The following is a 24053-nucleotide window of genomic DNA, read 5'->3' as shown; positions in this document are numbered from 1 at the left end:
GGTGGTGGTGGACCACCTGGTCCACTCGATCGAGGAGGGGCCGTGCCGCACGAGACTTCAATCCGGAACCAATTGCGGGACATGGAAGGTGACCGGCTGCGGGTGCTGGTCGTCGGCGCCGGGGTCGCGGGATTGGCGGTGGCGGGTCTGCTGCGCCGCAGCGGCCTGCACCCGGTACTCATCGATCGGGCCGGCCCCGACGCCCCCAGCGGCTACATGCTCGCCCTCATGCCGCTGGTCGACCCGGTCCTGGCCGAACTCGGTGTGAGCCAGGAATACTGGGACCGCAGCGTGCCGTTGGACCGCTACCGGATCCGCAATCGGCACGGGGCGCTGGTTCGCGAGTACTCCCTGGGCAAGCTGCTCAACACCTACGGCGACTACCGTGGGATCAGCCGCGGGGAGCTGATGAACGTGCTTGCAGCGCCCGCGAGGACGGTCGCCCACCATACGAGCGTCACGGCCATGGACCAGCGGGCGAACTCGGTGACCGTCATCTTCTCCGAGGCCGGAACCGAGGTGCGGGGCGAGTTCGATGCGGTGATCGTCGCCGACGGCCTGCACTCCTCCACTCGCGAACTCGTGCTCGATGCCGAGCTGGTGCCCACCTTCGACACCGGCTGGGGCGGCTGGGTGGTCTGGGCCGAGGCCGACGGCGACTCGGATCTCGGCGAGGAGCTCTGGGGCACCGGGTACTTCGTCGGCACCTATCCGGTGAAGGACCGGCTGGGCGTCATCGTCTGCGGCCCCCGGACTGAGAAGGGCGCCGGGCTCGGCGCGTTCGTCGCCCGGCTGCGGGACCGGACACCGGAGGCGGGCCCGCGCCTCGACCGGGTGCTCACCGAGGCCGTCGACGGGCGCGAAAGCTATTACTGGTCGCTGACCGACTGCCGCGCCGCCGAATGGACGGTCGGCAGGGTCGCCCTGGTCGGCGACGCCGCGGCCGGATTCCTGCCGACGGCCGGGATCGGCGCAGGCATGGCCATGGAATCGGCCGGTGCCCTCGTGCGCCACCTCGCCGACTGCGAACCGCACCTGGTGCCCACGGCACTGGCGGCGTTCGAACGAGGCCAGCGGCCCCGAGTCGAAGCAGCGCAGAAGAACTCACGGCAGCTCGCGCCGATGATGTTCAACCGCAATCCGGTCGCGGCAATGCTGCGGGACACCGCCGCCCGGTTCGTCCCGCTCGGCGTCGCGCTCCGCCCGATCCAGGGACTCCTCGAAACCCGGCCCTGAAGCGGGCCGGGCTCGCCTGCTGTTGCGGCGAAACGCGCACGAGTATTGCGGCCATGTGCGCACAAACAGGGCGACGAAACGCGCACAAATATGGCGTCTATGTGCGCACAAGCTGGGCGACGAAACGCGCACGAATACTGCGGCCAAACGCGCACGAGGTGTTAGGATCGTGCCCATGATTCAACTTCCTCCGTCCCCGATCGGGCATATAATCCCACGTCACGCCGCTGTGGCTGTCGAGGAGGCGCTGTCCGACACTCGGGTGGTGCTGGTCAACGGTGCTCGCCAATCCGGCAAGAGCACACTCGTGCAGCAGGTGGGGAAGGAACGGGGAGCCGAATGGCTCAGCCTGGACGACCCCGAGACCAGGCGGGCCGCTGTCTACGACCCTACTGGCTTCGTTCGTGGCGACGGCTTGATGATCATCGACGAGATCCAACGCGATCCAGAGCTGTTGCTGTCGATCAAGTCGACCGTGGACAGGGAAGGCCGTCCGGGGCGGTTCCTGCTGACCGGCTCCGCGCGGGTCATGGGGCTCCGGAACCTGCCGGACACGCTCGTCGGGCGGATGGAGACCATTGAGCTCTGGCCGCTGTCCCAAGGAGAGATCGGCGGCACTCCCGACGGGTTCATCGATGCGGTCTTCGAGCAGGGGCCCGAATTCCGCTACCGCAGCGAAGAGAACCGGAAGGGCTATATCGAACGGGTGGTGCGGGGCGGGTTCCCCGAAGCGGTGGCCCGCACCGTGAAACGGCGGTCGCAATTCTTCGACTCATACCTTTCGGATCTGGTCAACCGCGATGTCATGCAGCTGTCCGAGATCTCTCGGGGCCCGCAGATGCGGGCGCTCATCAAGCTGCTGGCCGGTCGTTCGGGCCAGTTGCTTGTACCTAACAACCTGGCGAAACTTCTTGAGGCCCCGAAGGACACGATCAAGCGGTACCTGTACCTGCTGGAAGAGGTCTTCCTGATCAAGACGATTCCGGCGTGGACCCGGAACGTCAGTTCTCGGGCCGTCTCCACCCGGAAGGTCGCGATGGTGGACTCGGGGCTCGCCGCGCACCTGCTGAAACTGGACGCTCACTCGCTGCGCCGTCCTGGCGATCCGTTTGGGCCGGTTCTCGAAGGCTTCGTCTCCATGGAGATAGCCAGGCAGCTCACCTGGTCGGACGCGAGGGCCGAGATGTTCCACTACCGAACCAAAGACCAGATTGAGGTGGACATCGTGCTTGAAGGGCCGCGCAATCAGGTGGTGGCCTTCGAGATCAAGGCCGGTGACACGATCCGGAGCGATGACTTCCGAGGGCTCCGGCATCTCGAACAGCGTCTTGGCGATGACTTCCTCCTCGGCGTGGTGCTCCACACCGGTGACAAGACCCTGCCATTCGGCCCGAAAATGCGGGCCATCCCGATCGCCGCGATCTGGGAGACGGGCGAGCGCTGAGAAGACAGAGTCGCCCGCTTCGTCCCGCTCCGCCCGATCCAGGGACTCCTCGAGACCCGGCCCTGCCGCGGCCGGGCCGTTGCTCAGCCGGCCGCTTCGCCGTCGTCCGGCAAGAGCGACCAGTCCCGGACCAGGCAGAAGGGATGCCCGACCGGGTCCGCGAGTGTGCGCCAGCCCTGTGTGTCATCGAGGAGGGTCGCCCCCAGGGCCAGCACCTCCTCCTGTGCCTCGTCCAGGTCCGGGACCGCGAAGTCCAGATGGAACTGCTGCGGGAAGGCGGGGTCGGGCCATCGCGGAGGCCGGTAGTCCTCGACCAGCTGGAAGTTCAGCACGAATCCGGACTCCAGGTGAAGCGTCGCGTCGCCGTACTCGGTCGTCCAGCGCCGGTCCGGCTGATTGACGGTGCCACCGATGATCGAGCGATAGAACTCTGCCAGCGCGATCGGGTCGGGACAGTCCAGGACCACGCACTCCAATTTCGCCTTCATGGGCGGATCCTATCGACGGTGCCCCGGTGACGCGACCCCCTTAGCCCGTGAGGCCGTGGGCCTACCGCAATGCGGGCCAAGGAAGCGGCGGATCGTTCAGGAAGAACCGCATGATCTCCAGCAGCCGATTGCCGGGCTGGGCGCTCCAGTGCGCGGCGTCCTGCTCGGCCGGGGTCGGGAGGCGGGCGATCGCCCAATGCAGGTGGTGCCACAGGATCCGCGCCGCCCACGCTTCGTCGCACTCGCCCAGATAGCCCTCCAGCAGCGCCGGGACGGCGCGAAGCGGGAGCTTGGCGAACTCGGTCGCCGGATCGGCCCAGGCCGCGTCGCCCCAGTCCAGGATCGCGTTCAGCCGCTTGGAGTCCGGGTCGGCCAGCAGATTCGTGGGACTGGCATCGCCGTGGATCAACCGAGCCTGCGCTTCCCGCGGCCGGTGCGAATCGAGGCGGTCGAACCAGGCGGTGAGCCAGTCGGCGACATCCGTGCTCAGGTACCCGGCGCGGGCCAGCCCCGCCACGAGCGGCCGCGGGTCCGCGTCGTTGTCCACCGGTACTCCATCCAGAGCATCGACCCCGGAGTGCAATATGGATAGTTCGCTGCCGAGCTCGCGGTACAGCGCCAGCCACTGCCGGTCCCGCGGCCCGCCCGGGACGCCGGGCGCGATCCCCTTCGCCCGCTTCACAACCATGTACGGGGTCGACAGGAGCTGGCCGTCATCGAAGTCCACCAGCTCTGGAGTGCGGACCCCCGCCCGCACGGCCGCCGGGATCACGACCGCCTCCTTGCGCAGGTCATCGGCGGACTCCGCGAGCGCGATCCGCAGCACCAGGTCGCCGCCGAGGAAGTAGACCCGGTTCGCCACGCCCTGAGACGGAACGGCGGCGACGTCGCCGGGATCGACCCCATGCCGCCGGGCGATCTCAGCCAGGGCTCCAAGAGAAGACATTCGGCAACCATATGGCCGCCCCTCGCGCCCCGCATTCGCATTTCCCGCCGCCAAACGCATTGCGGCCGTGCCGGTGGAACCTGGATACTCGGCGGGTGCAGGACTACAGCGTGATCGCGACCGACCTCGACGGCACCCTTCTCAACGAACACCGGCTCCTCTCCGAACGGAACCGTAAAGCGCTCCTGGCCGCCCGCGCCCGGGGCTTCAAGGTCGTGGCGGTGACCGCCCGGACGCCGCGCGGACTCACAGCCGTTCCCGGCCTGGCCGAGGCCGTCGACGCCGCGATCTGCAATAACGGCGCCCTCTTCTACGAACCCGCCAGCGGCGCAGTCGAACTGCGCCACACCATCCCCGTCCCCACTGTTCGGGAACTGCACGAACGCCTGACCCACGTCCTCCCCGACGCCGCCTTCGCCATCGAGACCGGCTCCGCCCTGATCGGACCCCACGGCAACCACTACGAAGAACCCTGGCTCCGGGTCGACACCCTCGACGAGGCGCTTGCCCTGGCCGAACACGTCGTCGAATACCGCCTCTTCGACAAGGCCGCCGGTGCCGACGCGATGCGCCGCGCCTCCGACGACATCGCCGTCCCCGGCGTCGTCCGCTGGACCTGGGGCAGCTTCCCCATCCTGGAATACAATGCCGCGGCGGTGCACAAGGGCGCCGCGCTGGCCGACTGGTGCTCGCGGCGGGGGATCGGGCCGGAATCGGTGATCGCCTTCGGGGACATGCCGAACGACGTGTCGATGCTGACGTGGGCGGGGCGTTCCTATGCGGTGGCCGGGGCTCAGCCCGAGGCATTGGAGGCCGCCGACCGCATGACCGAGGCGAACGACGAAGACGGTGTCGCCCAGGCGATCGAGGCCATCCTGGAGGAGTTCGGCCCGCCGTCCGCGTAGTCAAGTGCCGACGTTGGGTGTTGATCGGTGCGAGTTCCGCAGGTAGCGTTCGGTCATGGCAGAGAAGACGCAAGAGACCAAGCCGCCCAGGCAGTCCGTGCTTCATTCGCGCCATGGGGAACTGGGGGCGGTGTTCTCCGAGGAGCTCTTCACCGGGGAGGCGTACCGCCGGTTCCTCATCCCCGAGCACTTCGGCGACCCCGACGCCGAGCACCGGGCGGTCCGGTCGGCGGCGGGGATGTTCGATCTGTCCCACACCGGTCTGCTCATGGTCGTGGGGTCCGGTGCCGCGGGGGCCCTCGACAGGTTTTTCACCAATGACGTCGCCCAGCTCGACGGCCCCGGGAAATGCCAGTACACCCTGGCGTGCGACGAGCGCGGCGGCATCTTCGCCGACCTCATCCTCTACCGGTTCACCGCCGACGGATTCATGCTGACGTGCGGTTCGCACCGCTGGTACGACCTGGCCATGGCCATTGAGGACTCTCCGCCGGACGGAGTCGAGGTGCGGGTCCTCAACGACAGCCACGTGTGCTTCGCCGTCGAGGGCCCCGAGGCGGGGGCGATCCTGGACGAGCTGGGGCTGCCGACCGGCCATTCCCGGCTGTCCTTCGAGATCGGCTCGGATGAGTGGGGAGACCCGTTCGTCAACCGGTGGGGGAGTTCGGGCGAGGACGGCTACACGTTGATCCTGCCCAATGCGGATGCCCGGCGGTTGTGGGACGCGTTGCTGGACCGGGGGGTGCGGCCATGCGGGCTGCGCGCCCGAGAACAGCTGCGCATCGAGATGGGCTATCCGAGCGTTCCCGCCGATCTCATCGGTGGCGTCACCCCGAACCAGGCGCGGCTCGGCTGGGCCGTGGCCTGGGGCAAGGAGGCCTTCTCCGGCAAGGTCGCCCTCGACATCGAGCAGGCGGCCGGTCCCTCGCACCGGCTTTGGGGTCTCGAATTGCTGGGGGACAGGGTGATCGAACCGGGCGGCCCGCGGGCCGGCGCGGTGTACGACGGCGGCCGGGAGGTCGGCGAGGTGACGTCCGCGGGGTATTCGCCGACGCTGGACAAGAGCATCGCCTTGGCGCTCATCGAGGCCGACCTCGGGCCGGGGTCCGAACTGGAGTTGCATCTGGAGGACGGTTCGGGGGAGGATCGTATTCGGGCACGGGTCGTCAAGCCCCCGTTCATCCCGGAACCGCGGCGCTGACCACGGTGGACACGGCGATGCGTGAGTCGCTGGTCGGCGTGTGAAGACGTTGATCGGTGGCGGGCGGGCCCGCGACTTCGTACGATGAGGCGAGCCCGACACGAGTCAGCCCGACCTACGAAAGTGGAGGACGCAATGGCATATCCACCGGCGCCACCTTATCCGCAGCAGCCGCAGCCCTCGGGCCCGCGGACGCGCCCCGGGGTCGTTACGGCCGTGGTGTGGACGCAGTTCATCACCGCCGCCGCCCTGATCCTGACCGGGATCGGCTTCTTCGCGGTGAAGGGGGCGGTACAGGACGAGTTGGTGGACGCTATCCAGAGCGACCCGGAACTGGCCGGCGCTTCGACCGACATGGTCGACGGCATCATCACGGCCACGTTCGTCATCTTGGCGGGCGTCTACATCGTGGGCGCGGTGTTCTATATCGTGCTCGGCCTGCTCAATAACAAGGGCAAGCGCCCCGCACGCATCCTCAGCTGGGTGCAGTCGGGCATCGCCCTGGCCTGCTGCGGCCTCGGCGGCCTGATCGGCAAGCTGAGCGGTGGCGGCACCACGTCGTTCACGTACGAGGCCAATGGCGACGACTACAGCGACGAGCTCAATGACGCGGTGCTCGAGGCCACGCCCGCCTGGGTGACGGCGCTGGACTGGATCTCGGTGCTGCTGTTCACGATCGGCTCGCTGGTGATCATCATTCTGCTGGCGGTCCCCGCCGCGAACGAGTTCTTCCGCAAGGACGAGCCGGGCATGATGCCGCCGTACGGTCAGCCGCCGTATGGCCAGCCTCCATACGGTCCGGGCCAGCCTCCGGCCGGTCCCGGACAGCCTCCTTACGGGCAGCAGCCGCCCGGCCCTGGCCAGCCGCCGGCAGGCCCGGGGCAACCGCCAGCCGGTCCCAATCCGCCACCGGGAGGCCCTGGCCAGCCGCCGTACAACGGCCAATAGCGAACGGAGAACGGCCCCGCCTTTCGGCGGGGCCGTTTCGCATATCGATCAGGCGCGCTCGGATTCGTGCAGGTGCCAGGCCGCCAGGACCTCGGCCTCCTTCTCGGGTGACAGGCTCGCTTCCAGTTCCGGCTCTGCGGACTTGGCCGCCCACCAGGCCTGGACCGTCTCCGCCAGTGTCGACAGGCGGAGCCCGGCGTCGACCGCCGGCCCGGCCGGGCGGTTCAGCATTCCGTCGTAGTCGGGCTCGGGAACCCACAGCCCCAGCGACTCCACGCCGGCCCACGGATTGACGCCGTGCTCCAGCAGGAATTCCTGGGGGACCCACGTGAATCGGGCCGGGGCCTCGACCCCGAGCTCCTGGAGCGATTCGGTGACGCCGTCGAGGAAGTCGCCCATCCCGACCGCGTCCGTGATGGCGTCGAAGGTTCCCGAAAGGCGCCGCTCGGCCCCGTCCAGGATCCAGGCGGCCAGGTTTCGCACGTCGATCCACTGGACCAGCCGTTCGGGGCGCCCCGGCGCGAGGATCTCTCCGCCGTCGGCCACGCGTAGCGGCCAGTACCCGAAGCGGTCATTGGGGTCGTGCGGCCCGAACACCAGTCCCGGACGCACGACGAACGCCTTGTCCCCCAGGCGCTCCCGGACCAGGTTCTCGCAGGTGACCTTGCTAGCGCCGTACAACGCGACGTCGGGGTCATCGGAGTCGTCCGGCGCGGGCTCCAGGAGGGCCTCGTCGACTTTCGAGTGATCGGCGTACACCGAGATCGAGGAGACGAACGTCCAATGCGCGGCGCCGTCGGCCAGGGCATCGAGCACCGGACCGACCTGCGCGGGGATTCGGGCGACATCGATGACGGCGTCGAATTCCTTGCCGCGCAACGGCTCGACGCCTTCGGCGCTGCTCCGGTCGATGCCGATGAACTCGACCCCGTCGGGCGGTCCGCCGCTCTTCCCGCGTGCCGCGACGGTGACATGGTGCCCGCGCGCCGCGGCCTGGCGGGCGACCTCCTTGGACAGGTACACGGTGCCGCCGAGAATGAGAACGCGCAGCTGAGTAGTCATCCCCTGATGATCACCGCCGCCCGAATGGATTTCAAGCTGGTTCACCGAGAGCGGACACCACCGGTCGAGAGCCGCCGGGGCCGGAGCATGTCGTACCCCGAAGGCACCGTTGTAATCGGGGGTTCGTACAGGTCCGATTTGAAGGCAAGCGCCGGATTCGTCCTTGCAGCGGAGCTCGTCCTCGCAGGCCGTGACGACTCCGGCAATTCGGTCGGCGGGGACGGGAGTTTCGGGACCGACTTATTCGAATGGTTAGGCTTGCGGCGTGAAGGCTGACGAGATGAGCAACCGGTTGCGCTATGCCCGACTCCCCAAGAACGAGGCCGAGGCGGTGGCGTTGCAGGCCGAGCTCGCCGGCTGCGTGGTCGTCGCCGACAACGGCCACGAGTTCGAGACGGTCGCGGGTCTCGATATCGCCTACGACAAGGACAGCGACGAGGCGATCGCCACGGCCGTCGTCATGCGCCGTCGGGACTTCGAGGTGCTCGAACGGTCGGTGGCCCGCGGCAGGTCCGAGTTCCCTTACGTCCCAGGCCTATTGGCATTCCGGGAGCTCCCGCTCCTGCTCGAGGCGATCGGGGGGCTCAAGATACTCCCCGACGTCTTCGTCTGCGACGGCTACGGGCTTACCCATCCGAGGCGTTTCGGGCTGGCCTGCCATCTCGGCGTCGTCCTCGACATGCCCGCGATCGGCGTCGCCAAGAACCCGCCGCACCTGCCGGTGACCGAGCCTCGATCCAGCCGAGGCGAGTGGACGGCGATCAAGGCCGGCGAGGAGGTCGTCGGCTGTGCGCTGCGGACCCGCGACGACGTGAAACCGATCTATGTCTCCGTGGGTCACCGGTGCACATTGGACACGGCACGGAACCTGATGCTCGACATGGCCCCCGAATTCCGTCTCCCGGAACCGATTCGAGCCGCCGATCGACTCGGGCGAGAACTCCTGGCCGAATCCCGCAAATAGGCGCGGGCCGCATCGCCTTGGTCGACGACCGGCACGGCGCGGGGCGGGGCGGACAAGTCTGGCGTTTGCCTTCAAATCGGGCCCCTCGGGACCCCCGGTTCCAATGATGGCGCGAGGGTCCGACGATTCTGGAGGCGCGGCGCGAGGGTCCGACGATTTCGGAGGCGTCAGGATTCGCGCATGCGGCGGCGGAGGAACGCCGCCTCAGCCGGGTCCAGTGACGGGGCCTCCAGGACCTGCGGGATCAGCTCGGGTTCTCCCATGCAAGCCTTGAAGAACATCGCGATCGTCACGTCGTGGTCGGGCCGGTCGACCACCGTGAGCTCCTCGTCGGCGGCGACCTCGCCGGGCTCGATGACGCTCAGGTAGGCGCCGGGTCGGGCCTCCTCCGTGAAGGTCTTCAGCCAGCCGCGCTCGCCGATCCAGCCCCGGAACGTTCCGCAGGGGATTCGCGCGCACGTCACTTCGAGAACCAGCCCGGAGGCGCTGCGCCAGCGCTCGCCGATGCGGGCCTCGCTCAGGTCGTGGCCCGCGGTGGTGAGGTTCTCGCCGAACATGCCCGCGCGCAGCTCGCGCCCGAGCAGGGTCTCGAAGTGGTCGTAGTCCTCGCGGGAATACGCGTAGACCGCCTGCGTGGTGCCGCCGTGGTTCCGGACATCGCCGACCTTGTCGCCCGCCAATCCGACGCTGCCGTCGCCCTTGGGGCCGGGCGCGGTGACGGCGACCGGTCCGGTGACCGGTCGCTTGTCGATACCGGTGAACTCGGTATCGGGTTTCCATTCGTTGGGGCGGGGCCGGCCGACGTTCACGGAGAGAATGCGCACTGCCGCAGCGTATCCGAGGTGCGATGGGGCTTCAACCGGATAATCGGGCGGGACGGCCGCCTCGATTGCGACGGTCGGTTCGCCGATGAATTTCTCGCGGTGTCATATGGGCGGGCTAGGCTTGCGACGTGGGGGTCAGCACTCGGAAATTGTTCCGCGACGACGCGGTGGTGCTGCGTACCTTCAAGCTCGGCGAGGCCGATTCGATCGTTTCGCTCCTGGGCCGCGAGCGCGGCCGCTTTCGGGCCGTCGCCAAGGGGCTGCGGCGCACCTCGTCCAAATTCGGGGCGCGGCTGGCCCCGTTCGGGCACGTCGATCTGCAGCTCATCGAGGGACGCGGTGAGCTCCACACCGTCACCCAGGCGGTCGGGCTGCACCTGCCCGGCGCCGCCATCAGCGGCGACTGGGCCGCCTACACCGCCGCCTGCGTCATCGCCGAGGCCGCCGAACGGCTCGTTCCCGAAGACCACCAGGCCGACCTGGACGTCTTCCAGTTGACCCTCGGCGCCTTCCGCGCGCTCGCCGAGACCTCGCTCCCCCCGGTGCTGATCATGGACTCATACCTGTTGCGCGGCATGAAGAGCGCCGGCTGGGCGCCGTCGCTGAAACAGTGCGCGTCCTGCGGCACGGACGGCGAGCACCGGGCCTTCTCGGTCGCGGCCGGCGGCGCGGTATGCGCGAACTGCCGCCCCGGCGGCGCCTCGGTACCGGCCCCGGCGTCGATGGAGCTCATGCGGGCCCTCGAAATCGGCGACTGGAGCCACGCGACCACCGCCGACGGCCGCCAGCGCTCCGAAGCCGCCGGTTTGATCGCGGCGCACTTCCAATGGCACTCCGAACGACCGCTGCGGACCTTGAAGTACGTGCCGCACTAGGGCCTGTCCTCGACGAACTCCCGGCAAATCGGGCGCGAGAAGGCCGCCCGTTCAACGCTATGTCGGGGGTGGGACACCCTGTTGCGGTCGGGGGATCCGGTGCGGCCCCGGCCAGATTAGGATCGAGTCCCCGCCGCCTGATTTGGAGGTCTCTTTGAGCCGCGTATACGAGCCGCCGAAACCGCACCCTTCAGGGGCGGTTCCGCCCGAGTTGCCGCCCGATCTTGTTCCGAAGCATGTCGCGCTGGTCATGGACGGCAATGGCCGGTGGGCCAAGCAGCGCGGGCTCAAGCGGACCGAGGGGCACCAGATGGGTGAGTCCTCGCTGTTCGACACCATCGAGGGCGCGATCGAGATGGGCATCGGCACCCTCTCCGCCTATGCCTTCTCCACCGAGAACTGGCGGCGCAGCCCCGAAGAGGTCCGGTGGCTCATGGGCTTCAATCGCGACGTCATCCACCGCCGCCGCGACGAGCTCAATGCGATGGGCGTCCGCATTCGCTGGGCCGGGCGTCGGCCCAAGCTGTGGAAGAGCGTCATCGACGAGCTTCGGGTGGCCGAGGAGATGTCGAAGCACAATGACAAGATCACGCTCCAGTTCTGCGTGAACTACGGCGGCCGCGCCGAGATCGCCGACGCGGCGGCCGCGCTGGCCCGGGATGTCAAGGCCGGCAAGGTGAATCCGGATCGGGTGAGCGAGCGGACCTTCGCGCGCTACATGTACAACCCGGACCTGCCCGATGTGGACCTGTTCCTGCGGCCCTCGGGGGAGCAGCGGACCTCGAACTATCTGCTGTGGCAGTCGGCGTACGCCGAGATGGTCTACCTGGACGTGCTGTGGCCGGACTTCGACCGCCGTCACCTGTGGCAGGCCTGCGAGATCTATGCGCGGCGCGACAGGCGCTTCGGTGGTGCTGAGCCGAATCCTGTCAAGTGATCGGAATCGGTGCGGTCCTCGGGGGTTCGTGAACACCACTAAGGTGCTCGACCACCCCTAGTTCCGCTGGTTCGCCGAGGCCTGCGCGGGGGCCTTCTGCCCGTTCGTTCCGTTGAAGGGCGTGAACGCCTTGGCGCGTTCGCGCTCCTCCAACAGCTGGTTCACTGTGCCCTGTAGATGATCGAGCCGTTTCAGGACCACGGCCGTGTCCGCCGAGACCTGGCCGTCCTCGTCGTCCACCCGCTGCGCCTCCTCCATGGAGGCCAGCACGACACCGATGAGGACGTTCATCAGCAGGAACGCCGCGAACAGCACGAACACCACGAAGTACGGCAGCGTCCAGATGTTCTCCGCCATGCTCGCGCGGATGGTCGCGCCCAGGTCGTCGAAGGTGAGCATCTGGAGCAGCACCAGCAGGGCGGCCCCGACCGTGTCGAAATGCTCGAGGTCGTTCTTGGCGAAGGCGATCCACCCGATCATCGCCCACAGGTACATGACCACCCCGCACAGCGCGAACACGCCGGCGGACTTCGGGATCGCCTTGCCCAGCGCGACAAGGATGAGCTGGAGGCTCGGCATCGACCGGACGATGCGCAGCACCCGCGCCAGCCGCAGCAACCGCAGGATCGTCACGTTCTCCCGCAGCCCCGGCAGGAACGAGGCGACCACGATCGCGAAGTCGAAGACGTTCCACCCGGTCTTGAAGTACCGCCACGGCTTCGGCCCGCACGCGATGATCCCCAGCAGCACCTCGAAGGTGAAGAACACCAGGCAGCCGTGGTCGATCTGGACCAGCGTCTCCGAGTCCTCGAACCTGGGGAAGGTCATGGCGCCCAATACAGCGCCGTTGAGGACGATGATCAGCATCGACAGCACTTGGAAACGCTTGTGGGCCAGCAGGCTTCGGCTCAGAGAGACGATGCGGCCGTGATGTGTGGTGACAGTGGGTGGAACGCGCACCGCATCAGAGTAATAAGTATCGGCTTGCGACTTCCCGGCCGGTCGCCGATCACCGCGCGGGGCGGCCCTTCCCGGCTTCCGTTCCATGCCGCACAATGAACCGGTGAGCTCTAAGACCGACGAGGCCGGCGCGAAGGCCGACCCCTCGCCCCCGCGCGCCCGCCGCCGCGGGTTGACTTCGATTGAGGCCCTTGCGCTCCTGCTCGTCTTCGGTCTCACCGCCCGCCCTGGTCTGGCCGAGCTCTTCGCGCAGCCTCTCGCGCAGGCGTGGGCCGCCCGCTTCGTCGCCGTCACCGTCCAGGCCGTCCCGTTCCTCGTCCTCGGCACCGTCCTGTCGGCCGCCATCGCCTCCTTCGTCCCGGCCGGGTTCTTCCACAAGGTCGTCCCCAAGCGCGCCGCCTTCGCCGTTCCCGTCGCCGGGCTCTCCGGCGCGGTGCTGCCCGCCTGCGAATGCGCCTCGGTCCCCGTCGCCGGAGCCCTGGTCCGCCGTGGCGTGGCGCCCGCTGCCGCGTTCACCTTCATGCTCGCCTCCCCGGCCATCAACCCGATCGTGGTCGTCTCGACCTTCGTGGCCTTCCCGGGGCAGCCCCAGATGGTCGGCGCGCGCGTGGCGGCCTCCCTGGCCGCCGCGATCGCCATCGGCTGGCTGTGGGCGAAGCTCGGCAAGACCGAATGGCTCAACGTTCCCAAGCACCGCCACCATGACGGCGGCAAGTGGGCCGCGTTCTGGTCGGCGATCCGCCACGACTTCCTGCACGCCGCCGGCTACCTCGTCATCGGCGCGGCCATCGCCGCCACGCTCAACACCCTCGTCCCCGAGACATGGCTCGCCCCGATCGCCGAGCACCCCGTGCTCGGCGTCCTGGCCCTCGCGATCCTCGCGGTGCTGGTCTCGATCTGCTCCGAATCCGACGCGTTCGTCGCCGCGTCCCTGACCCAGTTCTCGCCGACCGCGAAACTGGCGTTCATGGTCGTCGGCCCGTTCGTCGACGTCAAACTCATCGCGATGCAGTCGGGGACCTTCGGCCGGCGCTTCGCGGCCCGCTTCGCCCCCGCGGTGTTCTGCACCGCCCTCCTCGCGAGCGTCCTAATGGGAGTGATCTGGTTGTGAGACGCGATGCCCAAGCGGTGATCCTGCTCCTGGTCGGCGGCGGCCTGCTGCGCCTGGCCGCCACCGGCGATTACCTCAACTACGTCAAGCCCTACGCGCTGTGGCTCATCGTCCCCGCCGGAGTCCTGTTGATCGTGGTCGCCGCGATCACCGCCTGGGACGCCTGGAAAGAGCACCGGGACCCTGCGCCCGACTCAGGCGACCACGGGCACGGCGAGCCCAAGGTCGCCTGGCTCTTGCTGGCCCCCGTCATCGGCATGCTCCTGGTCGCCCCCGGCGCCCTCGGCTCCTACGAGGCCGAACGCACCGGCACCGCCATCGGCGCCCAGGAGTCCCAGTCGACCTACCCCGAACTGCCCGACGACGTCGACCCCGTCCCGCTCACCCTGCTCGACTACGGCTCCCGCGCCGTGTTCGACGACGGCAACACCCTCGAGGGCCACCGGATCCAACTGCGCGGCTTCATCCTGTACAACGGCGACGAGCCGCAGCTGGCGCGCATGATCGTCTCCTGCTGCGCGGCCGACGCCCGCCCCGTCAAGATCGGCTTCGACGGCGACGTCCCCGAGGGCCTGGAGCCCGACCAGTGGGTCGAGGTCATCGGCACCTACTCGGCCCGCCAGTCCCGCGACGAGATCAACGGCGAACTCGTCCCCTACATCGAGGTCGAATCGATCGACCCGATCGAATCGCCCGAGAACGAATACCAGTAGCGTTTCCCGTGAGTCCGGTCATGCGAGGCGCCCGGACAATCGGCCGGCGAACGGCATAACCCCCTGCTCATGATCGACTTCGGCCCGCCGCGCCGCACATATTAGATGTTGACAATGATTGTCATAACGAGGCAAGCTTCGCTCATGCGCCGTTCCGCCTTCATCACCTTGCCCATCGCCGGCCTCCTCGCCGCCGGTTCCCTCGCCGCCTGCGGCGAGGACTCCGCCGACGCCGGAGGCCCGATCGACGTCGTGGCCGCCTTCTACCCCCTCGCCTTCGCGACCGAGCAGGTCGGCGGCGACAACGTCAACGTCTCCAACCTGACCCCCGCCGGCCAGGAGCCCCACGACCTCGAACTCGCCCCCTCCGATATCGCCGCCATCGAAGAGGCCGACTACATCGTCTACCTGGGCGGATTCATCCCCGAACTCGACGAGGCCATCGAGCAGTACGCCTCCGACAAGGCCCTCGACGTCGCCACCGCGGTCGACCTGATCGACTACGACGAGACCGAGGCCTTCGAGGACGAGCACGCCGAGGACGAACACGCCGAGGACGAACACGCAGACGAGCATGCTGAAGACGAGCACGCCGAGGAGGAAACCCACGCGGAGGAGGAATCCCACGCCGAGGAGACCGCCTCCGAGGACGAGCACGCCGAAGAAGAAGAGGGCCACGACCACGAGGACGAAGCCCTCGAAGGCACCGACCCCCACCTCTGGCTCGACCCGATGCGCTACGCCCAGATCGGCGAGGCCATCGGCGACGCACTGACCGGCATCGACTCAGGCAACGAGTCGACCTACACCGGCAACGCCGAGGCCTTCACCGCCGAGCTCACCGAGCTCGACACCGAATTCACCGACGCGCTGGCCGCCCGCACCGCGGACGACATCGTCACCTCCCATGCCGCCTTCGGCTACCTCGCCGACCGCTACGACCTCCACCAGGTCGCCATCTCGGGCCTGAGCCCCGACCAGGAGCCCAACACGCAGCGCATGGCCGAGGTCGCCGAGTTCGTCGAGGAGCACGGGGTCACCACGATCTTCTTCGAAACCCTCGTCTCCTCCGACATCGCCGACACCCTCGCCGCCGAGACCGGCGCCCAGACCGCCGTGCTCAACCCGCTCGAAGGCCTGACCGACGAGCAGATCGACGCCGACGAGGACTACTTCAGCGTCATGCGCGACAACGTCGCCGTGTTGCAGACCGCGCTGGGCGCGGCATAGGCACAATCAACACCATGCCCGTCATCGAAACCCGCGGCGCGACCGTCTCCTACGGCGGTCGCGCCGTCGTACGCGGCGTCGACCTCGTCATCCAGCCCGGCGAGGCCGTCGCCGTCATGGGCGCCAACGGATCCGGCAAGTCCACCCTCGTCAAGGCCATCGTCGGCCTGGTGCCGCTCGCCGGCGGCGAGGTCGAACTCTTCGGCACCGCCCAAAGGCGCTTCCGCGACTGGAAACGGGTCGGCTACGTCCCCCAGCGCACCGGCGCCGCCTCCGGCGTCCCCTCCACCGCCGCCGAGGTCGTCTCGCAGGGACGCCTCGCCCACCGCCTCCTCGGCCTGCCGTCCCGCCGCGCCGACCGGGAAGCCGTCGCCCGCTCCCTCGCCGAAGTCGGCCTCGAAGGCCACGCCCGCTGCGCCGTCGACACCCTCTCCGGAGGCCAGCAGCAGCGCGTCCTCATCGCCCGCGCCCTCGCCACCGAACCCGACGTGCTCATCATGGACGAGCCCACCGTCGGCGTCGACGCCGAAACCCAGGCCGCCCTCGCCAACGTCGTCTCGGACCGGGTCGACGCCGGCTGCGCCGTCCTGATCATCACCCACGAACTCGGCCCGCTCACCGACCGGCTCGACCGCGCCATCGTCCTCGCCGACGGCAAGGTCGTCCACGACGGCGAGCCCCCGCGCCCCGTCGGCGAACACGCCGACCCCGCCCACCAGCACGAGCACCCGCACGCCAATGGCGACGCCGATACCGAGAACCTCTGGGGCAGCAAATAAATGAGCCTCGACCTGTCGATCCTCAATTACGAGTTCATGCAGCGCGCCCTCATCAGCGCGCTCGTCGTCGGCCTGTGCGCCCCCGCCGTCGGCGTCTTCCTCGTGCAGAAACGCCTCGCGCTCATCGGCGACGGCCTCGGCCACATCGCCCTCACCGGCGTCGCCGTCGGCTTCCTCACCTCCACCTCGCCGATGTGGACGACCCTCGCCGTCACCATCGCCGCCTCCATCGTCATGGAGCTGCTCCGCAGCCACTCCAAGACCTCCGGCGACGTCGCGCTCGCCATGATGTTCTACGGCGGCATCGCCGGCGGCGTCTACCTCACCGGCCTCGCCGCCGACAAGGGCGTCGCCAACCTCCAGCAGTACCTCTTCGGCTCCCTGCTCACCACCGGCTGGACCGAGGTCTGGACCGTCGTCGGCGGGGGAGCGGCCGTCGCCCTCCTCATGCTCGTCCTGCGGCCCTGGATGTCCGCGATCTGCGCCGACGAGCAGTACGCGCGCGTCGCCGGCCTCCCCGTCGCCGGCCTCAACCTGCTCCTGCTCATGACCACCGCCGTCACCGTCTCCGTCTCCATGCGCGCCGTCGGCCTGCTGCTGGTCAGCGCCCTCCTCGTCATCCCCGTCGTCACCGTCCAGCAGTTCACCCGCTCCCTGAAGGCCACCATGTTCGGCGGCATGGCCGCCGGATTCCTCATCGCCGGCGCCGGCATCATCACCTCCGCCGTCCAAGACGTCCCGCCCGGCGCCACCATCGTGCTCATCGGCGTCGCCTGCTTCGTCGTCACCGCCACCGCGGCCGCCATCGTCCACCGACTCAGGCGCACCTGGCGGCGCCACCCGCCCCCCGAAGGCGAGCCGCTCGAAGTCGAACTCCCCTCGAAAGCATGAGTGAGGTGCGGCGGACGGCACCTGCGCAGGCAGATGTGCACCGGGCGCGATATTTTTGCGAGGTGCGGACTGAGACCGAAGTTGAGGAATCCACCCCGGCCGACTATGAAGCGGCCGGAGAGCTCCTGCGCGCGCTCTCGGCGCCGCTCCGCATCGCCATCGTGATGGAGCTGGCGCCGGGCCCCAAGTTCGTGCACGAGATCGTCGAGGTTCTCGGCGTCACCCAGCCACTGGTATCCCAGCATTTGCGCGTCCTGCGGGGTGCGGGTATCGTGCGCGGGACGCGGTCGGGCAGGGAAATCTCCTACAGCCTCATCGACGACCACATCGCGCACATCGTCACGGACGCGGTGAACCACGCACGGGAGGAGCGATGATGATGACCGCCAAGCCGCCGGCCGAGAACATGGCCCGGTCCACCAAGCAGCGGACCGCGATCCTCGGACTGCTGGAGTCCGACGACGCCTTCCGCTCGGCCCAGGACCTCCACGCGATCCTCCGCGACTCGGGCTCCAAGATCGGCCTGACCACCGTCTACCGCACCCTCCAGGCCTTCGCCGACGCCGGCGTGGTCGACGTGATGCGCCTGCCCGGAGGCGACCACCTCTACCGCCTCTGCTCCGCCGAAGAGCACCACCACCACCTGGTGTGCCGACTGTGCGGCAAGACCGTCGAGGTCGCCGGGCCCACCGTCGAGCGCTGGGCCAACAAGGTCGCCTCCGAAGCCGGCTTCACCGACGTCGGACACACGCTCGAACTCCACGGACTCTGCGCAGACTGCTCGAAGTAGGCTCGGTCCATGCTGGTTCTGTATCGTTTCGCCGTCACCGAAAGCGAAACGGATGACTTCTCGCGCGACGCCGAGACCGCTCTGACCGCGCTGGCCGCCTGCGACGGATACGTCCGCGGGGGCGTGGGCCGCGCCGTGGACGAGGACGCGACGTGGCTCTTGTGGACCGAGTGGACCGGGGTCGGCGTTTACCGTCGGGCCCTGGGGAACTACCAGGTGAAGATGTCGACGCCGCTATTGTCCCGGGCGCTGCCCGAGGCCTCGGGCTTCGAGGTCCTGGCCGAGTGCGCCCCCGGCGATACGCCCGTCCGTTCAGGTTCGGACCGTTCGGACGACGCCGAGGCCGCCCGGCGGGAGTCCGCCCGATGAGCGACCGTCCCGAGCCCGCGCCCGAGCCGGCCGAGAGAACTCCTGACGAGCAGGTCGCTGCAGAGCCGAAGTCCGTGGTCGAACCGATCGCAGATCCCGGCGATCCCGCCGCGCCCGCCCAAGTCGCCCCCGACTCCGGCAGTGCCCCGGTCGCCGCGGAACCCGAACCGGCCCAACCGGTCTCGGCCGAACCCGACTCGGACCGACCGGTTTCGGCGCAACCGAGCTCGACGCCGCCCGTCTCGGGCCCGGCAGCCGGGCCCGAGACCGACAAGACGCTGGCGCTGCCGCCGACGACCCTGTCCGTCGAACCGACCGACCCCACGCAGTCCGAGCCCCCGACCCCGACCGGCGTGCCCGTCCCCTTCGCCGCCCCGCCGACCGAGCGCAATGGCGGCCGATTCGCCGCCAAGCTCGTGTTCGGGATCGGCGGCGGCCTCTTCGTCGTTGTCGGTGTCATTGTGGCCCTGGTGGTCTCGCTGCTGTCGCTGACCGATTCGCTGCTGGACAAGATCGAGTCCACCGCCGAGACCTTCATGGCCGACATCGCCGACGAGAACTGGGACGACGCCTACGCGAACCTGTGCCCGCAGCTGCGGGAGAACCCGGTCGACGACTACGTCCGCGAGTGGGAGTCCTGGGACGTCGAGGGCGAACCCCAGGCCGGCCTCCCCACTCAGGACACGAGCGGCGCCTACGTGCCGTTCGAATTCTCGGACGGCACGAAGGTCGAGGTCTATGTGGTCCTGGCCGATGGACCGAACATGGACACCGCCGTGTGCGACTGGCGCCGCACCGACTGATCAGTACCGCGGCCCGTAGCCGCCGCCTCCGGGCGGCGGGCTCTGCGGCGGATAGCCGCCCCCTCCAGGCGGCGGGCCCTGCTGCGGGTAACCCTGAGGAGCCTGCGCCCGGTCGGGCGGAGGCGGGTACGGCGACGGCTGCTGTGCTTGCGGCGCACCATAACCGGGATGTTGCTGTTGCTGGGGCGGGTAACCGGATCCCTGCGGGGACGGGCCGTAGCCGGGAGCCTGCGAGGGCGGACCGTAGCCGGCCGGCGTCGCCATCGCGGGCTGCCCCGGGAGCGGCTGGCCCTGAGCACCCGGCAGGTACGAGATGACCGTTTCCTCGCCGGGCGCCCAGCTGCGGGTGCCGGGCAGGAACACCATGATGAAGGCGACGATCGCGGTGATGAAGGCACCGGTGAAGACGAGGGACACGATGACCCCCAAGGTCGCGGTGGCATCGCTGACGTCGTCGAACTCGCCGGGGGAGAAGTTGACCCAGCAGGCGATGGTCGTCAGAGCGAGCAGGAGGGTCACGATGCCGAGCCAGATCGGCGTGTAGACCCTGGCCCAGAACCGGCCCCGCTGGAGTCCGATCGCCGAGATGATCGCGAGGATCGAGAGCGCCACCACGGCGACGAGCGAGAAGATGATGCCCAGGATGAAGTCGCTCTCGAGGAGGTACTCGGACGGGCTGGTGCCCGGGGTTTCCCAGCCGATGCGGATCTCCCGTTCGAGCGCGTCCTGCGCCCAGACGATGGTGAGGATCGTGAACATCACCGGCGACAGCGCGACGAACCACAGCATCAGCTGCAGTGCCGTCACCATGCCGGGCTTGGACTCCGGGCGCTGCGGGGAGATCTTGACCAGGACACCGACGGCGCCCGGCGCGGGCGTGCCGAGCGACCTGAGCTTGCCCCTTTGGATGTGGTGCATCAAGATCCACGAGCGCGCCGACTTCGTCACCAGCAGCACGAACATCGTGCCCTGGAGCCCACCGAGGCCGAGACCCATGAGCAGCGGCATGGCCGTGTATTCGACGACGCCGAGGGCGTAGATGATCACGACGAGCGCGATGACCGCGCCCAGCCCGGAGTTGATGACGTTCCAGAGCCACCATCCGCGCTTGCCGCGTTCGATCTGGACGGGCGAGAGCAGGCCCTGGATCGTCGAGTAGATCGAGTACGCCAAGCCGATCAACAGGAGTGGGTTCTCGTACTCGACCATCTGGATGGCCTGGTAGACGTCGCCGATGGCGGCGATGGCGGCGAAGATCCACAGGATGACCTGGATGCCGAGGACCGTGCCGGGCTTGGTCATCGTCATCGACGGGGGCGGAAGCTGCCCCGGCACGATCTGCCCGGGATTGGACTCAATGGGGCCGTAGGCGCCGCCGGGGCCCGCCAGCTGCGGCTGACCGGTCGCCGGCGGGTAAGGGGGATAGGACATCGAGTGCCTTTCGGGGGAACGGTTCTGGGGTTACTGCGGCGGGTACGGCGGCTGCTGCGGGGGCGCCAGGTGCATCCGGTCCGGGGGCGGGGGCGGCAGTCTGCTCATGTCGACCTGGGGCTGGTTCGGCTGCTGGGGCGGGCCGTAACCGGCGGGAGGCTGCTGCGGCGGACCGTAGCCCGGGGCCTGCTGTTGCGTCATCGGCTGGACCGGCTGCCCCGAGGAGAGCACCATGACGATGGGGGTGGCAGGCTGACTCGGCGCCCAGGACTTCATGCCGCGGCCCAGCATGAGCACGAGGATGACGATGGCCAGGACGACCAGGCCCAGGTCGGTGACAATGGGGGCGATGTAGCCGGTGGCGGTCGACCGGATTCCGGGAGGCAGTGACATGTAGTTGACCATCACCAGCGCGAACGACCCGAGGGCGACCAGCGCGCCGATGATCGACCAGACGGTGGTGAAGACGCGCGCGCCGCTCTTGCCCGTCGCGATGCCGGGGGCGCTGCTCAGCGCGAAGACGACCATCACCCCGGCCAGGAACATCGGAATGCCCGACCACAGCCAGATGAAGTTGTAGTTGGTGAAGGTGTCGATGAGCGAGCCGCCGTACTCAGCGCTGGCGAACCGGATGAGACTCACGTGGGTCCAGACCACCCAGACGTTGAGCGCGGCGAAGGCCAGGACCGCGAACAGCGCGAACGTCGCCGACCCGGGACGCACGGCGGGCCGCTCGGGCCCGGACGCTCCATTGGGGCCGCCCGGCAGTCCACCGCCGCCCGGCATGGGGGAGTTTCCGGCCGGGTACGCCTGCGGGGCAGGCTGATTCGGCATAGGTGGCGGATAGTTCGGCTCGGAACCGTAGGAAGGCTGCGGTGGGTAGGACATGGGTTCTGCTTCCGATAGGAGATTGCTTAAGTGTTCACTGCGGCGGGAACGGCGGTTGCTGCTGCTGTCCGAACTGGCCGGGAGCCTGCTGCTGCGGCGGCGTGAACTGGCCCTGCTGCTGCGGAGCCTGCGGGAACTGGCCCGGCGGCGTCTGCTGCGGTGACTGCTGGAATTGACCGGGAGGCGCCTGCTGCGGCATCTGCTGCGGTGCGAATCCCTGCGGGGCACCGAAAGGCGCGGGCGCTCCGGGCGCCTGACCGGCGAATCCGGTCGCGGACTTCTTCGGAGCCCACTGCCGCGCACCGCGTTTGAGGGCGAGGATGAAGACGACGAGCGCGCACACGAACAAGAACGGGCCGGCGATGGCGTTCAAGGTGAGCGGGTCGATGGGGCCGATGAAGTAATCCTTGGTGCCGGTGGGCACTCCCGAGGCCATGCGGATGAGCACGGCGCCGGCCGCCCAAGCTGCGAACGGCAGGAGGAAGATCCCGATCCAGACGGCGGTCAGGATCCGGGCCCAGCGTTTGCGCTTCTGCATGCCGATGGCGGAGAGCAACGCCAGGATCAGTAGTACGACGGGAAGGCCGAGCACGAACGCGAACGCCCACAGGTATTCGCCGGTGGCCAGGTCCATCGGAGTGGAGTCGGGATCGACTCCGACGTCGAGGCCGCGCCAGCTTTCGGCGGTCCCGATCATGCCCACGAGCCGCTGCATGAGGAGGAAGTAGAGGGCTGTCGAGCACAGCGCGATGACGAATACCGCCACCTGGAGGAAGGTGACCGACTTCGGCTTGCGGTCCGGTGTGTCTTGGGGGACTGGGGGATTGTGCATCCGTCAGTATCGCTTTCTGCTCAGTACTGCTGCGGGCCGGGCGGGTACTGGCCGGGAGTCTGCTGGTGCGGAGGCCCATAGGAGGCCGGCCCCGGTTGTTGCGGCGGGCCGTAACCGGCCGCGGCCTGCGGTTGCATCATCGGCTGGGCGGGCTGCCCCGGGACCATCATGATCAAAGGCCGGGGCGGCTGCTTCGGCGTCCACGCCTTGACGCCCGGCATCAGCATGAGCGCCAATAGGGCGACCGACAGGGCGACGAGGGCCCAGCGGGAGATCGCCGACATCACCCAGTAGCGGTGCACGGTCTCGAGATCGTCGAACACCGGCGCACCGGCGTCGACCGCCTCCTGGTACTCCGAGTACTGCTCTGCGAAGCCCTCGAATTCGCTGGAGAAGGCGAACAGCATCGTCGCGCCGAGCACGATCACGAAGACCGACAAGATGACGCCGAAGACCCGGGCGCCCGCCCGTCCCTTCGCCAGGCCGATCGCGGTGATCACGGCGCAGACCAGCACCACCGGGAAGCCGAAGATCGGCACCCCGACGTGCAGCCACTGGTCGCCGTAGGCCAGGACGTCGATGGAGGCGGCCCGCGCGAACAGGAACGCGTCTTCGTCCATTGCGGCGCTGATGATCACGTAGAAGCCGAAGGCGCCCACGACGGCCAGCGCCCAAGCGGCGAACACCGCGATCGTCGCGGCCTGCGGGCGCACGGCGGGCCGTTCGACCTGCGGGGCTCCCATAGCCATTCCCGGTGCGGCCATGACCGGCGCGCCGCCGGCCATCCCCGGCATCCCGGCAACCTGCACTTCGCCTCTTTGGATGCGGTGCATGAGGATCCACTGCCGCGCCGACTTCGAGCACAGCAGGCACAGCAGCGTCCCCTGGATCGCGGCGAGCGCGATGCCCATGATCAGCGGCAGCACCGTGTACTCGATTGCCATGGAGCCCATGACGATGATGAGGACCGACAGCGCCAGTCCGACCGCGGAGCTGATGACGTTCAAGATCCACGCCCAGCGCTTGCCGCGGGCGATCTGGACGGGGGTGAACAGCGCCTGGATCGTCGAATAGATCGAGTAGGCGAGCGCGAGCGCGCCCCAGATGGTGAAGGTGTCGAACGTGCTGATGGCCGAGAAGACGTCGCCGACGGCCGCGAGCGCGGCGAAGATCCACAGGATGACCTGGATGCCGAGGACCGTGCCGGGTTTGGCCATCGTCATCTGCGGCGAGGGCATCTGTCCCGGCATCATCTGCCCGGGAGCGATGTCCATGGGGCCGTAGGCACCGCCGGGACCCGCCATCTGGGGCGCGGGCGAGGGGGCGGAGTATGGAGAGGGGCTCCCCTGGAAACCGGGCGGACCGGTGGGCTGCTGGGGCGGGAATGCCATGCGTTTTCCTTGTGTTGCGGGGGCGGCTGTAGCGG

Annotated in this window: 26 protein-coding genes; 17 read left to right on the top strand and 9 right to left on the bottom strand. The window is 68.7% G+C overall.

Annotated elements, in window-relative coordinates; all coding sequences use genetic code 11:
- Window positions 1-81 precede the first annotated feature (81 nt).
- Complete coding sequence (locus FAB82_RS00815; RefSeq protein WP_211116284.1) at window positions 82-1236, top strand: FAD-dependent oxidoreductase; 1155 nt, start codon at window positions 82-84, stop codon at window positions 1234-1236.
- A 199-nt stretch (window positions 1237-1435) separates the two neighbouring features.
- The gene (locus FAB82_RS00810) at window positions 1436-2680 is read left to right on the top strand and encodes an ATP-binding protein (protein ID WP_136532656.1); all 1245 of its coding nucleotides are present in this window, start codon (window positions 1436-1438) and stop codon (window positions 2678-2680) included.
- Between the two features lie 83 nt (window positions 2681-2763).
- On the opposite strand, the gene FAB82_RS00805 is transcribed toward FAB82_RS00810, so the two are convergent.
- Both FAB82_RS00805 and FAB82_RS00800 read right to left on the bottom strand, forming a co-directional pair.
- Entirely contained in the window at window positions 2764-3168 is a 405-nt protein-coding gene (locus tag FAB82_RS00805) for a VOC family protein (RefSeq protein WP_136532625.1), read from the bottom strand.
- A 61-nt stretch (window positions 3169-3229) separates the two neighbouring features.
- Complete coding sequence (locus FAB82_RS00800) at window positions 3230-4114, bottom strand: phosphotransferase family protein (RefSeq protein WP_168801359.1); 885 nt, start codon at window positions 4112-4114, stop codon at window positions 3230-3232.
- Window positions 4115-4209: 95 nt separating this feature from the next.
- On the opposite strand from FAB82_RS00800, the gene FAB82_RS00795 reads away from it, so the two are divergent.
- The 3 genes from FAB82_RS00795 (at window position 4210) to FAB82_RS00785 (ending at window position 7168) form a co-directional block, all read left to right on the top strand.
- Window positions 4210-5019, top strand: a complete 810-nt coding sequence (locus FAB82_RS00795; protein WP_168801358.1) for an HAD-IIB family hydrolase — start codon at window positions 4210-4212, stop codon at window positions 5017-5019.
- 55 nt (window positions 5020-5074) lie between these two features.
- Window positions 5075-6220, top strand: coding sequence for an aminomethyl transferase family protein (locus FAB82_RS00790; RefSeq protein WP_136532622.1), 1146 nt, complete (start codon window positions 5075-5077; stop codon window positions 6218-6220).
- A gap of 135 nt (window positions 6221-6355) precedes the next feature.
- Complete coding sequence (locus FAB82_RS00785) at window positions 6356-7168, top strand: hypothetical protein (RefSeq protein ID WP_136532621.1); 813 nt, start codon at window positions 6356-6358, stop codon at window positions 7166-7168.
- A 48-nt stretch (window positions 7169-7216) separates the two neighbouring features.
- On the opposite strand, the gene FAB82_RS00780 is transcribed toward FAB82_RS00785, so the two are convergent.
- Window positions 7217-8230 carry an NAD-dependent epimerase/dehydratase family protein gene (locus tag FAB82_RS00780; protein WP_246039388.1) on the bottom strand — a complete coding sequence of 338 codons (1014 nt, stop codon included), beginning with the start codon at window positions 8228-8230 and terminating at the stop codon, window positions 7217-7219.
- 265 nt (window positions 8231-8495) lie between these two features.
- On the opposite strand from FAB82_RS00780, the gene FAB82_RS00775 reads away from it, so the two are divergent.
- Window positions 8496-9194 (top strand): endonuclease V, encoded by a 699-nt coding sequence (locus FAB82_RS00775; protein ID WP_211116282.1) that lies wholly within the window; start codon window positions 8496-8498, stop codon window positions 9192-9194.
- 167 nt (window positions 9195-9361) lie between these two features.
- Here the strand turns inward: FAB82_RS00775 and FAB82_RS00770 are convergent, their stop codons facing one another.
- On the bottom strand, window positions 9362-10018 hold the full coding sequence (locus FAB82_RS00770; RefSeq protein WP_136532620.1) for an MOSC domain-containing protein: 657 nt from the start codon (window positions 10016-10018) through the stop codon (window positions 9362-9364).
- Window positions 10019-10146: 128 nt separating this feature from the next.
- Between FAB82_RS00770 and recO the strand changes: the two genes are divergently transcribed.
- On the top strand, window positions 10147-10893 hold the full coding sequence (gene recO / locus FAB82_RS00765; RefSeq protein WP_136532619.1) for a DNA repair protein RecO: 747 nt from the start codon (window positions 10147-10149) through the stop codon (window positions 10891-10893).
- Between the two features lie 154 nt (window positions 10894-11047).
- Window positions 11048-11830: an isoprenyl transferase gene (locus FAB82_RS00760; RefSeq protein WP_136532618.1), complete on the top strand. Its 783-nt coding sequence runs from the start codon at window positions 11048-11050 to the stop codon at window positions 11828-11830.
- A gap of 57 nt (window positions 11831-11887) precedes the next feature.
- Here FAB82_RS00760 and FAB82_RS00755 read toward each other — a convergent pair whose 3' ends face one another.
- The gene (locus FAB82_RS00755; RefSeq protein ID WP_168801357.1) at window positions 11888-12790 is read right to left on the bottom strand and encodes an ion transporter; all 903 of its coding nucleotides are present in this window, start codon (window positions 12788-12790) and stop codon (window positions 11888-11890) included.
- Window positions 12791-12875: 85 nt separating this feature from the next.
- On the opposite strand from FAB82_RS00755, the gene FAB82_RS00750 reads away from it, so the two are divergent.
- The 9 genes from FAB82_RS00750 to FAB82_RS26820 all read left to right on the top strand — a co-directional run bounded on the left by FAB82_RS00750 (window position 12876) and on the right by FAB82_RS26820 (window position 19476).
- Window positions 12876-13901 (top strand): permease, encoded by a 1026-nt coding sequence (locus tag FAB82_RS00750; protein WP_136532616.1) that lies wholly within the window; start codon window positions 12876-12878, stop codon window positions 13899-13901.
- Window positions 13898-14614 (top strand): TIGR03943 family putative permease subunit, encoded by a 717-nt coding sequence (locus tag FAB82_RS00745; RefSeq protein WP_136532615.1) that lies wholly within the window; start codon window positions 13898-13900, stop codon window positions 14612-14614. Before FAB82_RS00750 ends, FAB82_RS00745 begins: the two co-directional genes overlap by 4 nt.
- Before the next feature lie 144 nt (window positions 14615-14758).
- Window positions 14759-15844, top strand: coding sequence for a metal ABC transporter substrate-binding protein (locus FAB82_RS00740; RefSeq protein WP_136532614.1), 1086 nt, complete (start codon window positions 14759-14761; stop codon window positions 15842-15844).
- A 14-nt stretch (window positions 15845-15858) separates the two neighbouring features.
- On the top strand, window positions 15859-16623 hold the full coding sequence (locus FAB82_RS00735) for a metal ABC transporter ATP-binding protein (RefSeq protein ID WP_136532613.1): 765 nt from the start codon (window positions 15859-15861) through the stop codon (window positions 16621-16623).
- Window positions 16624-16635: 12 nt separating this feature from the next.
- Window positions 16636-17514, top strand: a complete 879-nt coding sequence (locus FAB82_RS00730) for a metal ABC transporter permease (RefSeq protein ID WP_425461573.1) — start codon at window positions 16636-16638, stop codon at window positions 17512-17514.
- A 62-nt stretch (window positions 17515-17576) separates the two neighbouring features.
- Window positions 17577-17891, top strand: a complete 315-nt coding sequence (locus tag FAB82_RS00725) for an ArsR/SmtB family transcription factor (protein ID WP_246039387.1) — start codon at window positions 17577-17579, stop codon at window positions 17889-17891.
- Entirely contained in the window at window positions 17891-18304 is a 414-nt protein-coding gene (locus tag FAB82_RS00720) for a Fur family transcriptional regulator (RefSeq protein WP_136532610.1), read from the top strand. Before FAB82_RS00725 ends, FAB82_RS00720 begins: the two co-directional genes overlap by 1 nt.
- Before the next feature lie 9 nt (window positions 18305-18313).
- The gene (locus FAB82_RS00715) at window positions 18314-18673 is read left to right on the top strand and encodes an antibiotic biosynthesis monooxygenase (protein WP_136532609.1); all 360 of its coding nucleotides are present in this window, start codon (window positions 18314-18316) and stop codon (window positions 18671-18673) included.
- On the top strand, window positions 18670-19476 hold the full coding sequence (locus FAB82_RS26820; RefSeq protein WP_168801356.1) for a hypothetical protein: 807 nt from the start codon (window positions 18670-18672) through the stop codon (window positions 19474-19476). Before FAB82_RS00715 ends, FAB82_RS26820 begins: the two co-directional genes overlap by 4 nt.
- Here the strand turns inward: FAB82_RS26820 and FAB82_RS00705 are convergent, their stop codons facing one another.
- The 4 genes from FAB82_RS00705 to FAB82_RS00690 all read right to left on the bottom strand — a co-directional run bounded on the left by FAB82_RS00705 (window position 19477) and on the right by FAB82_RS00690 (window position 24018).
- Window positions 19477-20907 carry a hypothetical protein gene (locus tag FAB82_RS00705; RefSeq protein ID WP_136532607.1) on the bottom strand — a complete coding sequence of 477 codons (1431 nt, stop codon included), beginning with the start codon at window positions 20905-20907 and terminating at the stop codon, window positions 19477-19479.
- 30 nt (window positions 20908-20937) lie between these two features.
- Window positions 20938-21741: a hypothetical protein gene (locus FAB82_RS00700; RefSeq protein WP_136532606.1), complete on the bottom strand. Its 804-nt coding sequence runs from the start codon at window positions 21739-21741 to the stop codon at window positions 20938-20940.
- 88 nt (window positions 21742-21829) lie between these two features.
- Complete coding sequence (locus tag FAB82_RS27370; RefSeq protein WP_211116279.1) at window positions 21830-22627, bottom strand: hypothetical protein; 798 nt, start codon at window positions 22625-22627, stop codon at window positions 21830-21832.
- Between the two features lie 20 nt (window positions 22628-22647).
- The gene (locus FAB82_RS00690; protein ID WP_136532605.1) at window positions 22648-24018 is read right to left on the bottom strand and encodes a proline-rich domain-containing protein; all 1371 of its coding nucleotides are present in this window, start codon (window positions 24016-24018) and stop codon (window positions 22648-22650) included.
- Between the last annotated feature and the right edge of the window lie 35 nt (window positions 24019-24053).

It is taken from the genome of Glycomyces buryatensis, assembly GCF_004912275.1.
Lineage (GTDB): Bacteria > Actinomycetota > Actinomycetes > Mycobacteriales > Micromonosporaceae > Glycomyces > Glycomyces buryatensis.
This window is presented reverse-complemented; position numbering and strand designations above follow the sequence as displayed.

Excerpts from the sequence above, each read along its gene's own strand:
- FAB82_RS00815 (WP_211116284.1), top strand. The coding sequence starts at position 82 with ATGGAAGGTGACCGGCTGCGGGTGCTGGTCGTCGGCGCCGGGGTCGCG.
- FAB82_RS00805 (WP_136532625.1), bottom strand. The coding sequence starts at position 3,168 with ATGAAGGCGAAATTGGAGTGCGTGGTCCTGGACTGTCCCGACCCGATC.
- FAB82_RS00800 (WP_168801359.1), bottom strand. The coding sequence starts at position 4,114 with ATGTCTTCTCTTGGAGCCCTGGCTGAGATCGCCCGGCGGCATGGGGTC.
- FAB82_RS00790 (WP_136532622.1), top strand. The coding sequence starts at position 5,075 with ATGGCAGAGAAGACGCAAGAGACCAAGCCGCCCAGGCAGTCCGTGCTT.
- FAB82_RS00785 (WP_136532621.1), top strand. The coding sequence starts at position 6,356 with ATGGCATATCCACCGGCGCCACCTTATCCGCAGCAGCCGCAGCCCTCG.
- FAB82_RS00780 (WP_246039388.1), bottom strand. The coding sequence starts at position 8,230 with ATGACTACTCAGCTGCGCGTTCTCATTCTCGGCGGCACCGTGTACCTG.
- FAB82_RS00750 (WP_136532616.1), top strand. The coding sequence starts at position 12,876 with ATGCCGCACAATGAACCGGTGAGCTCTAAGACCGACGAGGCCGGCGCG.
- FAB82_RS00740 (WP_136532614.1), top strand. The coding sequence starts at position 14,759 with ATGCGCCGTTCCGCCTTCATCACCTTGCCCATCGCCGGCCTCCTCGCC.
- FAB82_RS00735 (WP_136532613.1), top strand. The coding sequence starts at position 15,859 with ATGCCCGTCATCGAAACCCGCGGCGCGACCGTCTCCTACGGCGGTCGC.
- FAB82_RS00720 (WP_136532610.1), top strand. The coding sequence starts at position 17,891 with ATGATGACCGCCAAGCCGCCGGCCGAGAACATGGCCCGGTCCACCAAG.
- FAB82_RS00715 (WP_136532609.1), top strand. The coding sequence starts at position 18,314 with ATGCTGGTTCTGTATCGTTTCGCCGTCACCGAAAGCGAAACGGATGAC.
- FAB82_RS26820 (WP_168801356.1), top strand. The coding sequence starts at position 18,670 with ATGAGCGACCGTCCCGAGCCCGCGCCCGAGCCGGCCGAGAGAACTCCT.
- FAB82_RS00705 (WP_136532607.1), bottom strand. The coding sequence starts at position 20,907 with ATGTCCTATCCCCCTTACCCGCCGGCGACCGGTCAGCCGCAGCTGGCG.
- FAB82_RS00700 (WP_136532606.1), bottom strand. The coding sequence starts at position 21,741 with ATGCCGAATCAGCCTGCCCCGCAGGCGTACCCGGCCGGAAACTCCCCC.
- FAB82_RS27370 (WP_211116279.1), bottom strand. The coding sequence starts at position 22,627 with ATGCACAATCCCCCAGTCCCCCAAGACACACCGGACCGCAAGCCGAAG.
- FAB82_RS00690 (WP_136532605.1), bottom strand. The coding sequence starts at position 24,018 with ATGGCATTCCCGCCCCAGCAGCCCACCGGTCCGCCCGGTTTCCAGGGG.